Source organism: Eubacterium aggregans, assembly GCF_900107815.1.
GTDB lineage: Bacteria > Bacillota > Clostridia > Eubacteriales > Eubacteriaceae > Eubacterium_O > Eubacterium_O aggregans.
This window is the reverse complement of the sequence record NZ_FNRK01000004.1, coordinates 107,150-121,200: the sequence shown is the minus strand read 5'-3', so window position 1 is coordinate 121,200 and position 14,051 is coordinate 107,150. Positions and strand designations below refer to the sequence as shown.

Sequence of the window (14,051 nt, the reverse complement as noted above, 5' to 3'; positions counted from 1 at the left end):
AATCTAGGGAAGGAGGAATACCAACATGGATAAAATGCCTTTCTGCATTGATAAATCTTGTTCTCCAAAAAAGATTACAATGTTTTATGGCGATGATGCCCCCGCAGGTTTGGATCGTCATGAATTTCTTGTCGAAACAGATTTAAAAGATGCACTTTTAAAAGCTGCTTCAGAATTATATCCATCTGAGGAATTCGTATTCGGCGAAGGTTTCTAAGCACCAAGCCAGTTATTTGACGATGTTGAATGACTGGCTTTTTTCGTGCATCTTACACTGAATTATGTCTTCAATTGTCAAAAGATCTCCGGCACAACAATCAGATTCGCTTAATGCCTTAAGATCCTGATTTGCTTGGCGATAAATCATTCTCTCTAACCGTTTCACTCGGCGCTCTAATTCTTTGATCTTCTTTTTCACTGCTTCCCACCTCCTTTCAAAACCTTAAATTAAAATTAACACCCACACGCACACTGGACTATATATTGTAAATATTTACCGATTCTGATAGAATCAATTCAACATATAGAAAGGAGGAGCTGACAATGGGTAAAGACTTAATCAAGCCAGGTACCGACAATCAAACACCTGGCAAATACCGTGAAGTCGGTCCACGTGGTGGACAAGTGCAAAATCCGCGCATTGTTGATATCGACCAAGGTGATCGACTACCGCCGACTCAGGAATCCGGACGTAAATGGGAAAGACTTTAAACATCGAAGCCGCTACTACTAACAGCGGCTTTTTTTAATGGGTATTCGCTTTCTCCAAAAGCAGAAACTCCTTCCAAACAAATTGATTTGCAACCACGATTCGACATATCGTACATCTGATTCAATGTATGACGAGATATAATGATGCACTTCCCCTCACCTCCTTTCTAGGCCTTAAGCCGATTGACAATTCGATTTTCACTCTCGAATTTGAACAACTCCTCTAAAGGAAATCCTGGCTCAATAGAATTACGTACTTTATTGGCTTCATCCCACGAAAAACTGGTCTTACCTTGGATTTTGTTATAGATGGTTTTTTCACTTACACCAAGTTCCTCAGCCAAATCCTTTTGCTTAACTCCATGTTCTGCCATTTTCCCGATTAAGACACGGTACATTTCAATCCTCCTTTCTGACCGTTAACGGTTATTTTCTTATATAATAAACCCGTTAACGGTCTATGTCAATCGATTTGTGAAAATTATTTACCGTTGACGGTATTTTTTTGCTTGACACAAGAATTATGAGGGCGTATTATACAATCAAAGGAGAACGACAAAATGGGTATTGAAAAAATTAATGAATACAAAAAAGCCCTTCATCTAACCACTGAAGAGCTTTCTATTAAATCCGGTGTTCCTATGGGCACTCTAAATAAAATTTTAAATGGTACAACAAAAGATCCAAAACTTGAAACATTAAAATCGCTTGCGCGCGTTTTAAGATGTACATTAGATGACTTTGATGATTCTGATAGTGTGGATGTTTTTTCCATTGAAGAAAGAAAACATATCTTAAAATACCGTGACCTCGACCCTTACGGTCAGGATCTCGTAACAACGGTCCTCAACAAAGAACACGAACGATGCACCAGCCAGCCAGAAAGCGACCGTGTCAACGAAAGTGAACTTCCCCTTTATCTATTACCGACCTCAGCAGGGACCGGCGTTTTCCTGGACTCCGATGATTACGAGCTACGTACTTTTAAAAACGCACCACACGATGCAAATTTTGCCGTTCAGGTATCTGGAGATTCCATGGAACCAGAATATGAAAGTGGGGATATCGTCTATGTTAAACAGCAGCAAGATCTCCGGGACGGACAAATCGGCATCTTTATATTTAATGGCGAAGGTTTCATCAAGGAGATGGACCGACAAGGGCATTCTCTTATTTCACTCAATCAAAAATATTCCCCCATTGTCGTCACAGCTTCCGATGATCTACGGATTGTTGGGAAGGTGTTGGGGAAGGCATAGATTCAGTAATGTTTCTGTAGACGTAAAAAAGAAAGGCGTAGATTCTAAATGAAAATTGGTATGCGTAAACCATCAATAAAAAAATCGATTAGTGCCCGAACTACTGGAAGAGGGAAGCGTGCAATAAAACGAACGATTAACCCCGCTTATGGAAAGAAAGGCATGGGGTGGGTAAACAATCCTAAAAAGGCAGCTTACAACAAAGTTTACAATAAGACTACAGTGAGCTATAAAGACCTTGGTAATTCAGGAAGTACTAAAAACAAAACAAGCACCTCAAAATACGCATCGGTAAAACCAATTCCAGTAACAAGACCAGAAAAGAAAAAAACCGGAGTGCCTTGGTTAATCTTTGGCGTTTTATTACTCATAGGATCTTTTGGATCTCTTCCATCTTTTGGCCCGTTTGCGGTAGGGTTAGTTCTTGGCGGGTTTCTGCTGTGGAAAGGACTTCGCATTCGAAAAGCAAATAGCACCATCTCCGCAAACACGGGCAATGACCAATTAGTAGGTTTAAAATTGTTACTCATTCCAGATTTAGCTGAACAGAACGTCAGCTATAACGAATTATTAAATATGGCAATGGAACAAGCAGATAACCGAATCCGCATTTCCAAGGATTGTGTAAAAATCATTAATGAGACTTCCAAAATTGATGTCTTCTTTGACAGATTTAATCTTCTTATTAATAACCTGCAATACCTCGCACTTCTTGAAGACTATCTTAGCTACACGGAATCGAACCCGACAAGTGATTTAGAATCGCTACTGAAGGAAAAAGCAAAAATAGTAAATCGCTTTTTCGACCGCGTTTACGCAGATGCAATGACCCTTAAAACAGAAACTGGGCGAAAGAACAGAATTGACAAATTTAAATTGGAACTTACAAAGTATAATGATTTCTTGAACCCAGAAAACATCACATATCTAAATTCTATGTCTGAATAAAAAAACGCTGCTTCCCTGTTGAAGCAGAAAAGACGCAAATCATTTGATTAAAAATGGCGGATTGCCGGATTTAATAATATGTCTACTCGACGTAAAAAGAAAGGAAATGTTATGGCCTTTGGAAACAAAAAAGAAGAAAAACTCTTGGCAAAACAAGCGGAACAGGAAAAACAAATTCAGGAGATGTTAAATGACAGAGAAGTTTCCGACTTGCCCGAGGAATATAGAAATGCGTCCATCAAAGCAATGCGTGGTCTAGCAGGAAATAATTTAGCTGCAATTTCAGCCGCACTAAAAGGCAACACCTCAGACATGGCTAGTCTTACATATTTAAACAGTATTACGGAGCAGAACTGGATAATCATCCGGCTCTTGAATGAAATTTCCTCAAAACTTGATAAATAAGCCCCCCTCCCCTATCCGCCCAGACAGTGTGAGGTAAACAGATAATATTAACATGCGTATTATGCGTATATTTTCATTGACTTATATACGTATTAGGCGTATAATATAGTTAGAAAGGAGGTCAGTATGAGATTTCGTGAAGCGGTTCGGATGGTTGAGGATGGCGGTTGGTACTTTGTTCGAGCGGTTGGTTCTCATCACCACTTCAAACATCCCACAAAACCGGGAAAAGTCACCATCCCAAACCACAACGGAAAAGACATCGACCCCATAACGGTAAAAAGCATTCGAAAGCAGGCGGGGCTCAAGTAGCCCCAGCCGCTTCATCATATAAAGGAGGCCAAAAATGGCTAATAAATCAGCTTATCCCGCCGTGTTTTATCCGTGGGAAGACGGACAAGGCTATACTGTCGAATTCCCTGATCTGCCAGGCTGTGTGACCCAGGGGGAAACAATGGCCGACGCCATGGCAATGGCAGAGGACGCAGCAAGTGGTTGGATTATGCTTGAACTCGAAGATGGAAACCCTGTCCCGTCCCCCAGCGATGCCAGGGCAATCACCCCAGACCCTGATATCGGTACAGATGGATTCGTCCAGTATGTCGTCATGGACATTGCTGCTTACTCACGCAAGCACGGCAAACAATCTGTTAAAAAGAATCTGACCCTACCAGCCTGGCTGGAATCCATGGCAACCGAAAGGCGCCTTAATTTTTCCCAGGTTTTGCAGGAAGCTTTGATTGAAAAGTTACATATTGCGAAGTAAATAAAAAACGCCGCTCTCCCACTGCAATGGGAAAGCGGCTTGACATACCGAGCCGGATGGCTACAACATGTCTCCAATCAAGATAATTGTACCATCCAGCCCGGGTTTTTACAACAACTCCGGGGATTTTTATACCCAAAATTAATCATTGGAGGTACAATAAATGAGATTACCGAATGGCTTTGGCAGTGTTTACCGGCTGTCTGGCAAGCGCCATAAGCCGTGGGCGGCCAGAGTTTTTATTGGAAGAGAAATTAAAGATAAGAGCGTTACCCGGAAATATAAGTATGTCGGCTACTACCGTACCAAAAAAGAGGCTATTGAAGCCTTGGCCCTGTACAATGAGAATCCATATGAAACGACAGCCGGGGCCCTCACCTTTGCTCAAGTCTTTGAGAAATGGAAAGATAACTTGCTGGAAAAATCAAGCCCCAACACGCTTCGGAGCTGGGACAGTGCTTATTATTGTTGTGAGAGACTCTATAACCTACCTTTCGCATCCCTCAAAGTCGATATCCTGGAGGATGTCATTAAAACAGCCAAAAATAAAAAAGGCGAGGATGCAAGCCTGCACATGAAGGGACGCATTAAATCATTATACAATCATCTGTATCGGTATGCTCTAAAGCACGAGATTGCCACAAAGGATTATGCCGCCCTGGTGGACTCCGTTGGAAAGGCTGAGCCAAAAATTATCAGAATTCCGTTTTCTGAAAGCGAGCGCGCCATTGTATTTGACAACCTGGATTTTCCATACATGAACATGATTGCCGTTGCTCTATACTCTGGATGGCGCCCCGGGGAGCTTGCACAGCTCAGGACGGATAAAATCAATCTTGATGCCGGTACGATGCAGGGCGGCATCAAAACCGCTTCCGGCATCAACCGTATCGTGCCGATCCATTCTAAGATCATTCCGATTATCCAGGATATTTATGACCCTGAAAAAGAGTTCTTATTCTATCGTGAGGATGGAGCCCCGATGGACTACGAGGCCTATCGAAAGCGCTGGAATAAAATCATGAAGCGTTTCAATATGAACCATAAGCCCCATGATACTCGACACACTTTCATCACCCTTGCGAAGGAGTGCGAGCTAAACGAGTATCTACTCAAGCGAATCGTTGGCCATGAGGTCAATGACATCACGGAAAAAGTATACACGCATCGTACAATTGAAAGCCTGAAGGCGGAAATTGAGAAGATAACAATATAGCACTAACCTACAAAAAACACACAGCGTGCCCCAAGACCAGGAAAACAGCGATATAGCGGCGGTAGCTGGTAGTCATCCTCACCAATCCTTCAGCTGATTACTTTAAAAAAACAAGCCCCCAGTCTCGTTACTACTGGGGGCTTCGCCCGTGTTAACACTTCTTTGAGCGTGTCAATCATTTTACAAAAACCATATATTCTTATACTTTCTTCGTCCTTTTACTCCATTTCATCCCTCTCTTTCCCATCATCCCATCAACTCCATGAGAATTTACCAAAAATATCTTTCTTTTTTCCATACCTTTGTTGTCATTTCCGGTATCCTAGGGGTAACGATGATTTTCACTTTCTTTTAAAAAAGAAAGCAGAACAAGGAGGAATATTATGAATTCAATGGAACGTGTCACTTTGGCATTGCAGCATAAGGAGGCTGACCGTATCCCAGTTTATCCACTCATTAACAGTGTCTCCCGGAAGGCCCTGGGGATTTCTTACGAAGAATGGACCAAGGATGTGCCCAAGTGTGCAGAGGCCATCCTCAAGGCCACTGATGAGGTGGGCTGTGACTGTATCAGTACCTTGGTGGATCTCTCGGTGGAGGCTGCGGACTGGGGACAGGAGCTGGAATACAGCAAAGATGCCGCCGCCCATCCCAATTACGACAATTGTTTGATTCAATCGGAGGAGGATTATGCCAAAATCGGCGTCCTCAATCCCAGGGAAACCCCTCGGATGAAAGAGCACATCGAGCTGGCCCGGCTGCTCTATGAGGGAAAGGGACAGGAGAAGCCCATTGTCGGCTTTGTCTTTGGACCCCTGGGGATCCTGGGGATGATGCGGGGCCAGGACAATCTGTATATGGATTTGATGATGTGTCCGGATAAGCTGAAAATCGCCCTTAAAAATATTGCCGACACCATTACAGAGTTAGCCATCGCCCTATTGGAGGTGGGGTGCCACGCCATTATGTTCGACACCCTCTTTGCCTCAAAGTCCATTATGAGCCCCAAGATGTGGGATGAATTTGAAGGGGTTTATATGGTGGATATCTGCAACGCTGTCCGAGATCACGGCGGCATGGTCATGCTTCACAATTGCGGCAACGGCATTTACATTAAGGAGCAGATTGAACGGATGCATCCCGTCTTGATTTCCCTCCAGCACCTCCCCCCGGATTGTGCCACCATGGCGGAGCTTAAGGAAAAATATGGCAAGGCGATTACCATTATGGGCCATGTGGAGCCCGGCTTCATTTATGCGGCCACCGAGGAAGAGGTCCGCACGGTCTGTCGCGAGCAGATTGATGCCTATAAGAAGGATGGCGGCTTTATGCTGGCCACTGGATGCGAGTACCCCGCCGCCCTGGATTTCCATTTGGCCAAGGTGATGGTGGAGGAAGCCAAAACCTACGGCAAGTATTCGAATTAACGGACTCATCCCCCACTAAAAACGCCGTTACCCCGGATTGACTCCATGGGTAACGGCGTTTTTAACAGCCTATCGGCCGCAGCATTTTTTATATTTTTTCCCACTCCCACAGGGGCAGGGATCATTTCGACCCACCTTGGGGCCGTCATTGACCACAGTGTTGCGCTTTCTAAAGTCTTTGAAAATCTCGTCCCTTTTTTCCTGGGACAGGATACCATCCCATTGGGGAAGGGTAAAGAGCCATTCTGCCGGAACAGCCAGCATATTCCAGAATAATTTTTCAAAATCAATGGTAAAGCTAAACGTTGACTCTGGGGTCATGTCGTCCAGTACCGGGGCTTCGGTGGACAGGCTTGTGCTGATGCCGTCTAAGAATCCCATGATTTCAGCTTCAGTCATGCGGTACTGCTCTGCAAATCCGGCAACCGTTCCGGTGATGGCGGCCTCTTTCTTTCCTAAAAGATCTTCATAAATGCCCTGTTCCTTCTGACAAAATGCCTTCCAGAATGCTTCCTGGTCCTGCTGATCCTCGGAATGTGCTTCTATTTCCTGTTTCCATTGTTCAAATAAACTCATGTCACTCTCCTATCTCTTTTGTAATCACTTGATTTTCATGGGGATTCCCGAAACGGTAAAATAAACGGCATCCGCTTTAGCCGCAACCATTTGGTTCACCCGTCCGGCAATATCCCGAAAGAAATTGCCCATGCGGTAGGCTGGCACCAGGCCAAGGCCCACCTCGTTGGCCACGATAATGGTTTCCTTATCGCTGGCCACACAAATATCCACCACCGTCATGACCTGCTCTTGGATGGCCTTTTCAATGGCAGAAAATTCATCCATAGAAATGGTGTCGTAATCCACATTGAAGTCCATCATATTATTGGTAATGAGCACCGTCAGACAATCCAGAAGGATGACTTCCGCCGATTGAAAGGCTTCCATATCCCCCAGGTTTTCAAAATCCCGGTACTGCTCAATGGTGGGCCACTCTGCTGGACGCTGCTGCCTGTGATGGGCAATCCGGTCCTTCATCCCATCGTCAAAGGGAACGGCGGTGGCAATATAGGTCACTGCCCCGCCGTGTTCCTTGGCCAGCTTTTCTCCGAAGGAGCTTTTTCCACTCCGGGCTCCCCCGGTGATAAAGGTTAATTTTCCCATATTTACCCCACAATTTCAGTTAGTGCTGTCATAAGCGCATCGTTGTCCTCTGCTTTTTTTACGGCGATCCGGAAGTAGTCCGATCCCAGGCCTGTGAAATCCTCACAGGTTCTGATATTGATATTCCGGGTGTTCAGCCCCTCATTGAGGGCTGCCGCTGTCCCACATTTCAGCCGGCACAGGTGGAAATCCGCCGCACTTTGATACACCTTTAAGTTGTTCAACTTGGAAAGGGCCACATACACCCGGTGGCGTTCCTTCCTGATGTAGTTCTTGGTGGTTTCCATATAGCGCGTGTCCCGAAACACCGTATCCACAGCCTCTAAGGCCAGGGAATTAATGCTCCAGGGTTCCTTGTAGCGTTCCATGGCATGGATGATGGCCTCATGCCCGACGGCATAACCAATACGCAGGCCTGGAATCCCAAAAAATTTGGTCATGGACCGGAGGAGGATCACCGGGCGGCCTTCATCGGCCACCAGGGTCAGACTGGATTCCTTGGTGGAAAAATCGATGAAAGATTCATCGATGAACCATAGAATCCCGGGGTCACACTCATCCATCAGATCCCTGAGATAATCACAGGAATAAGCCATCCCCGTTGGATTATTGGGGTTGCAGATGAAGACGGCGTTGGGCTGCTCCTCCGCAATAGCTCTGGCCAACGCACCGGGATCAATGCGGAAATCCACATCGGCACCGGCCACCCATTCTGTTACCCCTTCCCAGCCATTCATGGTCAGGGCCCGGCGATATTCATTGAAGGTGGGGGATACAATCAGGGCCTTACTGTCCGAACGGCACAGACTGCGGGCAAAAAGGTAAATCAGCTCAATGGCTCCATTGCCAAGGATGACCTGGCCGGGGTAAACCCCCAGGTGGCCCGCCAAACGATCCCGTTGACTGGCACCGGCGATTTCCGGATATCGTCCTAAATCATCCATTGCTGCGATTAAATCGTATTTCAAGCGCGGTGGCATCCCCAAGGGATTGATGTTGACGCTGAAATCCAACATTTTCGCATTGCCGCCGTGATACCCACCATGAACATTCATACTCCATCTCCTATCCCGATCACCCTAAAGAATAAATTACCAAGAACGCCAAGCAAATAACCACCATCATGACGATTTCTGAACCCTTAGCAATGGCGGTTGTCTCTATAATATCGTCGGCAGTCAGGGCGTTATTACCCCTTCCGATGGTCGGCTTTTTGAGGACTTGACCAAAATAGACATTGTCTCCTCCCAGCTGGATGCCCAGTAATCCAGCAATCACCGATTCCGGATGGGCAGAATTTGGACTCTTGTGGTTTTTTCGATCCCCACAGAAAACATTCCACCCTTCTCGGGCATTATACCCCAAAAACCCTCCGGCAAAAAGCATAAATATACTTCCAACCCGGGCAATAATGAAATTAAACCCATCATCCAGTTTGGCGGGAAAGAACCCAAACTGGGTGTAGGGCTCCTGAATATACCCCACCATGGAGTCCATGGTATTAACCGCCTTGTAGACCATGGCCCACACTAAGGGGTTCAGCTCTGGGATATAACGCCAGGTCACACAGCCCAGGGTCATATAAAAAAGGGGGGCTAAAATCCCATCCACGGTATTTTCCGCGGTGGTTTCCACCACAGCCCGGATGATTTCATGCTCAGAGAGCTCGGTGGTATCCCGTCCCACCAGGTAACCGGTCTGTATCCGGGCCTGCTCCAGGTCTCCGGCTTTTAAGGCATCGTAAACCTTATGCACCTCATCCTTTAGGCAGCGCTCTGCCAGAGTTGTGGTCAAAAACCACAGGTTCACCAGATAGAAGAAGATAATGTTGATCTTACTGGCTGCCCATTGCACCAAAAGCACGCAGGCCACGGTGATGGCGATGACCATCACCCACATCAGAAGCCCCTTGGCCCGCCGTGCCCTTCCTCTATTGAGGCGCTTTTCAAAAAAACTGATGAGTTTCCCAATGAAGACGATGGGATGGGGAATCCACCGGGGATCCCCAATCATCCAGTCGATGACCATCGCCAACACCATGAGACAGACCCATATTCCTGTACTCATCCCTAATAGCATAATTTATCCTTCAATGATTTTTTCCAGCAAGTCCATATCCAGGCTGTCTGCCACGATGGCGGCCAGCTTATCGTATTGCTCTTCCTTAAACCGGGCAAAATCCAGGGCTTCTCCAGCCTCCAGATTCTTTTTCGCCTTAAGGGCGGCCAAAAGCCCTTCCCTAAAGGCATCATTATCGAAAATACCGTGGAGGTAGGTTCCCATGACCTGGCCATCCTGTGACACCGCACCGTCTAACCGTCCATCGGACAGCTTACAAAAGGCTTCGGCACCCGCTAAGGTTTTGGAAATCCCCATATGGATTTCATAGCCATGGACCCCCTTGCCGGTCATCCCCATTCCCAGGAAATCCTGGGTGATGGTGCCTTCCCGCTGGGTGGTGGTCTTTTCCGCCTCAATCACCGTATCGATATCCAATAGGCCCAGGCCCTCTACCACGCCGAGGCTGGATTCTACACCGCCTGGATCAGAGATGGTCTTGCCGAGGATCTGGTATCCGCCGCAGATGCCAACCACCGGTATTCCAGCCTCCCGCAGGCGGCAGATTTCCTCTGCCATTCGGCTTTCCTTGAGCTTCACCGCATCATCGATGGTATTTTTGCTCCCAGGGATCACCAATAAATCTGGATTGGCCCGGCTGAGCTGGCGCTGGTTCTCATAATATTCTACCCTAACATCCGGGTACATGTCAAAAACCGTACAATCCGTGAAGTTGGAAATGTGTCGCAGGCGCACCACTCCGATGGTGATCACCCCGTCCTTTTGTTCCTGCCAGCGCTCGGTAACGCTATCTTCGTCATCGATGACCAACCGGGCGTAGGGCACCACCCCCAGGCAGGGGATTCCCACCTTTTCTTCAATGGTCTTAATTCCCGGCAGCAGCAGAGACACATCCCCCCGGAATTTGTTGATGATGAAGCCCTTAATTCGAGCCTGCTCCTCGGGTTCTAACAGCTTGATGGTGCCGTAGATGGAGGCAAAGACGCCCCCCCGGTCGATATCCCCAATGAGGACCACCGGTGCGTCCACCATTTCAGCCAAGCCCATGTTGACCAGGTCGTTTTCCCGTAAGTTAATTTCCGCAGGGCTGCCAGCCCCTTCAATGACAATAATATCGGCATCCTCTGCCAGCTTGTTATAGGCATCCATGACCACCTGGCCTAAATGGGCCTTATGGGCGTGGTACTCCCGGGCATCCATATTGAATGCCGCGACCCCATTTAAAATGACTTGGCATCCCACATCGGAATTGGGTTTTAAGAGGATGGGGTTCATGGACACATCCGGCTCTACCCGGGCACATTCCGCCTGGGTGACCTGGGCCCGCCCCATTTCCTTACCGTCGGCGGTGATATAGGAATTAAGGGCCATATTCTGGGATTTGTAGGGCATGATCTTAAGCCCCTTGTTATTTAAAATCCGACACACCGCTGCCGTCAGCAGGCTTTTCCCCACCGATGAGCCTGTGCCCTGAAACATGATATTCTTTGCCATCAGACTGTTTCCTCTCCATTTATAATATAGTCCAGCACCTGCTCTGGGGTTTCACACACCCGGGGATAGTCAAGCCCAGGCCGGGCCACACAGAGGACCTCTGCCCCACACTCCAGGGCTGCATCCACCTTTTGGGCCACCCCCCCGAGGCTTCCGCTGTCCTTGGTGGTCAGATACCGGATATCAAACTGGCGCAGCATGGCCACATTCATTTCGAGGGTGAAGGGCCCTTGCATGGCGATGATTTGGGCGGCGGTGTATCCCAATTCTTCACACTTGGCCAAAACCCCACTGGTGGGCAACACCCGAAGGCGTAGGCGCTCCTTGGGAAGGGGGGCATAATGCCCAAGCTCCCGGCTTCCGGTGGTAGTCAGTATATTCCCGGGATGATCCTTTAAATACGCCACCATCTCGTCGTAATCTTTAAAAAAGCGAACATCCTCCCGGCGTTTGCACAGTCCCGGGCGCTCCAGGCGAAGGTAATCCACCCCCTGGTCCCCACAGGCCGCCATGGCCGTCTGGGAAACCGCCTTGGCGTAGGGATGGGTGGCATCCACGCACAGCCTGACGGCATGCTTTTCTAAGAGTGTGGCCATCTCCTGCCCATCCATGGCGCCCACCTGGTTGGTAAGCTGAGGCCAGTCCCCGGGGTCCGGGGCATTCATGCCGCTGACTGAGGAGTAAATGACCGCCTCCCCCCTGGCCAGCAGAGCATCCGTTACCGCCCGGCCATCGGCGGTTCCGCCGAGGACTAGGATGGGGCTGATCAAAGCTGATACCCCCGGGGTGTAATCATATGGAGGTTATCCTTCGTCACCATGGTTTTGGAATTCCCGATGATGACCATGGAGAACATATCGATTTCTGCGTCGCACATCTTCTCCAGGGTGGTGATGGTGGCCTGTTCATCGGTGCGCTTGGCATTGCGGACGATACCCACCGGAGTGCTGCCCGCCTTGTATTTTAGAAGGATTTCCTGGGCTTCCACGATGTTGTTGGGACGGCCCTTGCTCTTAGGATTGTACAGGGCGACGATGAAGTCCCCTTCTCCTGCGCAGTGAATTCGCTTTTTAATGACCTCCCAGTCCGTCATTAAGTCGCTCAGGCTGATGACGCAGTAGTCATGCATCAGCGGTGCCCCCAGGGTGGAGGCCGCGGCATTGGCGGCGGAAATCCCCGGGACCACGATGACTTCCACATCGCTGCCCTGTTTTTCCACCATTTCCATCATGATGCCTGCCATGCCATAAACGCCCGCATCCCCGGAACTCACCAGGGTGACGGTGTTGCCGGCTTCTGCCAGATCCAGACATTCCTGGCAGCGATCCACTTCTTTGCGCATCCCCGAGGAGCGGACATCCTTACCCTCCACCAAATCCGCGATAATATCGATGTAGGTCTTGTACCCGACGATGATATCCGCCACTTCCAGGGAGGTCTTGGCCGCCTCGGTCATATGTTCATACAGTCCCGGTCCTAAGCCCGTTACATAGATTTTTTTGCTCATCTTATCTCACTTTCACTTTTTCTTTTTCCAAAGGGAGAGGGTGATCCCCCCACATTTTACCACAGGTGCCACACAGTGGCCAAAGCCCGAAGCCACATAGCCGCAGGGCTCGGATACGCTTCGAAGACCCGTGGTTTTTTCCACAAAATCCGAACCCTCAAAACGGCTTTGGACCATCTTGACGAAATCATTGGAAATGATTTTGACATCTGCACCCAATCGCTCAGATGTCTCCCGGATTCCCGGCTCATCGGCCTTTAATGGGATGGTAGCCAGGGTCTTGACCGCCCCCTGGTGATAGCCCACCGCATTCAAAAGCTTCGTCAGCTCCTGTACTATACGCTCTCCCGGCGTATCCCGCCGACAGCCAACGCCCACAGTGATGCTCTTGGGCACCAACTGGACGCTGTGTCCTGGCAGCAACTTCTCCGGGGCTTGGGCATCGTCGATAACAATGCGCCACTGGGCCTCCGGGTGTCCCTCAGCTCCAGGGAGAAGGATATTGGCCGGGAGGACGATTCCCGTGAAGTCCACCCCCATCCGATCCTCAATGGCGACTATTTCATCATCCAGGATAGCGGCGGTGACGTCCTTGGCATCGGTGAAGTCCGCGATGGTACAGCCCAGCTTTTCGGCCAGAACATCCACCGCCAGGCTTCCCTTGACATCCGTTCCCGTGGTAATCACCGGGGAAGCATCCAGCCGGCCAGCCAGCATTACCGCGGCCTCATTGGCTCCCCCTAAATGCCCGGATACCAGGCTAATGACGTATTTTCCCGCTGCGTCCATAACCAGGATTGCCGGGTCCGTGGATTTGTGCCCCAAATGAGGGGCGATACTACGCACCACGATTCCTGTGGCCATAATGCACAAAATGGTGTCGTACTGTGCCATAATCGAACCAAAAAAATCCGCCATGGGTCCAGCAATGGCCTGGGTCTCATCGGTGCAGTACTTGGGGAGGGTGTACACGGTCGCTGGCCATTCCTCCAGAACCCCCTTGACCCGAAGGCCAAGGATTGTGGCATCCCGGCTGACGGCAACGATGGCCCAATGGCCAAAATTCGTCTTCATCCCG

The 14,051-nt window shown here is 48.8% G+C and carries 19 protein-coding genes; 9 read left to right on the top strand and 10 right to left on the bottom strand.

Features of this window, described 5'->3' with window-relative positions; genetic code table 11:
• Window positions 1-25 precede the first annotated feature (25 nt).
• Entirely contained in the window at window positions 26-217 is a 192-nt protein-coding gene (locus BLW33_RS03645; RefSeq protein ID WP_090305209.1) for a hypothetical protein, read from the top strand.
• A 12-nt stretch (window positions 218-229) separates the two neighbouring features.
• Here BLW33_RS03645 and BLW33_RS03640 read toward each other — a convergent pair whose 3' ends face one another.
• A complete protein-coding gene (locus BLW33_RS03640; RefSeq protein WP_090305204.1) occupies window positions 230-418 on the bottom strand; it encodes a hypothetical protein in 189 nt (62 codons plus the stop codon).
• Between the two features lie 125 nt (window positions 419-543).
• Between BLW33_RS03640 and BLW33_RS03635 the strand changes: the two genes are divergently transcribed.
• Window positions 544-711, top strand: a complete 168-nt coding sequence (locus BLW33_RS03635; protein ID WP_090305201.1) for a YjzC family protein — start codon at window positions 544-546, stop codon at window positions 709-711.
• Window positions 712-878: 167 nt separating this feature from the next.
• On the opposite strand, the gene BLW33_RS03630 is transcribed toward BLW33_RS03635, so the two are convergent.
• Window positions 879-1,109: a helix-turn-helix transcriptional regulator gene (locus BLW33_RS03630; protein ID WP_090305198.1), complete on the bottom strand. Its 231-nt coding sequence runs from the start codon at window positions 1,107-1,109 to the stop codon at window positions 879-881.
• Between the two features lie 162 nt (window positions 1,110-1,271).
• Between BLW33_RS03630 and BLW33_RS03625 the strand changes: the two genes are divergently transcribed.
• The 7 genes from BLW33_RS03625 (at window position 1,272) to BLW33_RS03595 (ending at window position 6,732) form a co-directional block, all read left to right on the top strand.
• Window positions 1,272-1,970: a LexA family transcriptional regulator gene (locus tag BLW33_RS03625; protein ID WP_090305195.1), complete on the top strand. Its 699-nt coding sequence runs from the start codon at window positions 1,272-1,274 to the stop codon at window positions 1,968-1,970.
• 48 nt (window positions 1,971-2,018) lie between these two features.
• On the top strand, window positions 2,019-2,918 hold the full coding sequence (locus tag BLW33_RS14500) for a hypothetical protein (RefSeq protein WP_341456143.1): 900 nt from the start codon (window positions 2,019-2,021) through the stop codon (window positions 2,916-2,918).
• 78 nt (window positions 2,919-2,996) lie between these two features.
• A complete protein-coding gene (locus tag BLW33_RS03615) occupies window positions 2,997-3,323 on the top strand; it encodes a hypothetical protein (RefSeq protein ID WP_176966608.1) in 327 nt (108 codons plus the stop codon).
• A 126-nt stretch (window positions 3,324-3,449) separates the two neighbouring features.
• Window positions 3,450-3,635, top strand: a complete 186-nt coding sequence (locus BLW33_RS03610) for a type II toxin-antitoxin system HicA family toxin (protein WP_090305189.1) — start codon at window positions 3,450-3,452, stop codon at window positions 3,633-3,635.
• Window positions 3,636-3,669: 34 nt separating this feature from the next.
• Window positions 3,670-4,089, top strand: coding sequence for a type II toxin-antitoxin system HicB family antitoxin (locus BLW33_RS03605; RefSeq protein ID WP_090305186.1), 420 nt, complete (start codon window positions 3,670-3,672; stop codon window positions 4,087-4,089).
• A 163-nt stretch (window positions 4,090-4,252) separates the two neighbouring features.
• On the top strand, window positions 4,253-5,305 hold the full coding sequence (locus BLW33_RS03600) for a tyrosine-type recombinase/integrase (protein WP_090305183.1): 1,053 nt from the start codon (window positions 4,253-4,255) through the stop codon (window positions 5,303-5,305).
• A gap of 383 nt (window positions 5,306-5,688) precedes the next feature.
• Window positions 5,689-6,732, top strand: a complete 1,044-nt coding sequence (locus BLW33_RS03595; protein WP_090305180.1) for a uroporphyrinogen decarboxylase family protein — start codon at window positions 5,689-5,691, stop codon at window positions 6,730-6,732.
• Window positions 6,733-6,801: 69 nt separating this feature from the next.
• Here the strand turns inward: BLW33_RS03595 and BLW33_RS03590 are convergent, their stop codons facing one another.
• From BLW33_RS03590 to BLW33_RS03555, 8 genes are read right to left on the bottom strand one after another with little or no spacing between them, the layout of a single operon-like run.
• Window positions 6,802-7,308, bottom strand: a complete 507-nt coding sequence (locus BLW33_RS03590) for an SEC-C metal-binding domain-containing protein (protein ID WP_090305178.1) — start codon at window positions 7,306-7,308, stop codon at window positions 6,802-6,804.
• Window positions 7,309-7,332: 24 nt separating this feature from the next.
• Entirely contained in the window at window positions 7,333-7,893 is a 561-nt protein-coding gene (cobU, locus tag BLW33_RS03585; RefSeq protein WP_090305175.1) for a bifunctional adenosylcobinamide kinase/adenosylcobinamide-phosphate guanylyltransferase, read from the bottom strand.
• A gap of 2 nt (window positions 7,894-7,895) precedes the next feature.
• A complete protein-coding gene (locus BLW33_RS03580; RefSeq protein ID WP_090305172.1) occupies window positions 7,896-8,948 on the bottom strand; it encodes a pyridoxal phosphate-dependent aminotransferase in 1,053 nt (350 codons plus the stop codon).
• A 19-nt stretch (window positions 8,949-8,967) separates the two neighbouring features.
• Complete coding sequence (cbiB, locus tag BLW33_RS03575) at window positions 8,968-9,960, bottom strand: adenosylcobinamide-phosphate synthase CbiB (RefSeq protein ID WP_242911586.1); 993 nt, start codon at window positions 9,958-9,960, stop codon at window positions 8,968-8,970.
• Window positions 9,961-9,975: 15 nt separating this feature from the next.
• Window positions 9,976-11,466, bottom strand: a complete 1,491-nt coding sequence (locus BLW33_RS03570; protein ID WP_090305165.1) for a cobyric acid synthase — start codon at window positions 11,464-11,466, stop codon at window positions 9,976-9,978.
• Window positions 11,466-12,236: a precorrin-6A reductase gene (gene cobK / locus BLW33_RS03565; RefSeq protein ID WP_090305162.1), complete on the bottom strand. Its 771-nt coding sequence runs from the start codon at window positions 12,234-12,236 to the stop codon at window positions 11,466-11,468. Before cobK ends, BLW33_RS03570 begins: the two co-directional genes overlap by 1 nt.
• Window positions 12,233-12,973, bottom strand: coding sequence for a precorrin-3B C(17)-methyltransferase (cobJ, locus tag BLW33_RS03560; RefSeq protein ID WP_090305159.1), 741 nt, complete (start codon window positions 12,971-12,973; stop codon window positions 12,233-12,235). The genes cobK and cobJ overlap by 4 nt, the downstream gene beginning before the upstream one ends.
• 12 nt (window positions 12,974-12,985) lie before the next feature.
• A complete protein-coding gene (locus BLW33_RS03555) occupies window positions 12,986-14,047 on the bottom strand; it encodes a cobalt-precorrin 5A hydrolase (protein WP_090305156.1) in 1,062 nt (353 codons plus the stop codon).
• Between the last annotated feature and the right edge of the window lie 4 nt (window positions 14,048-14,051).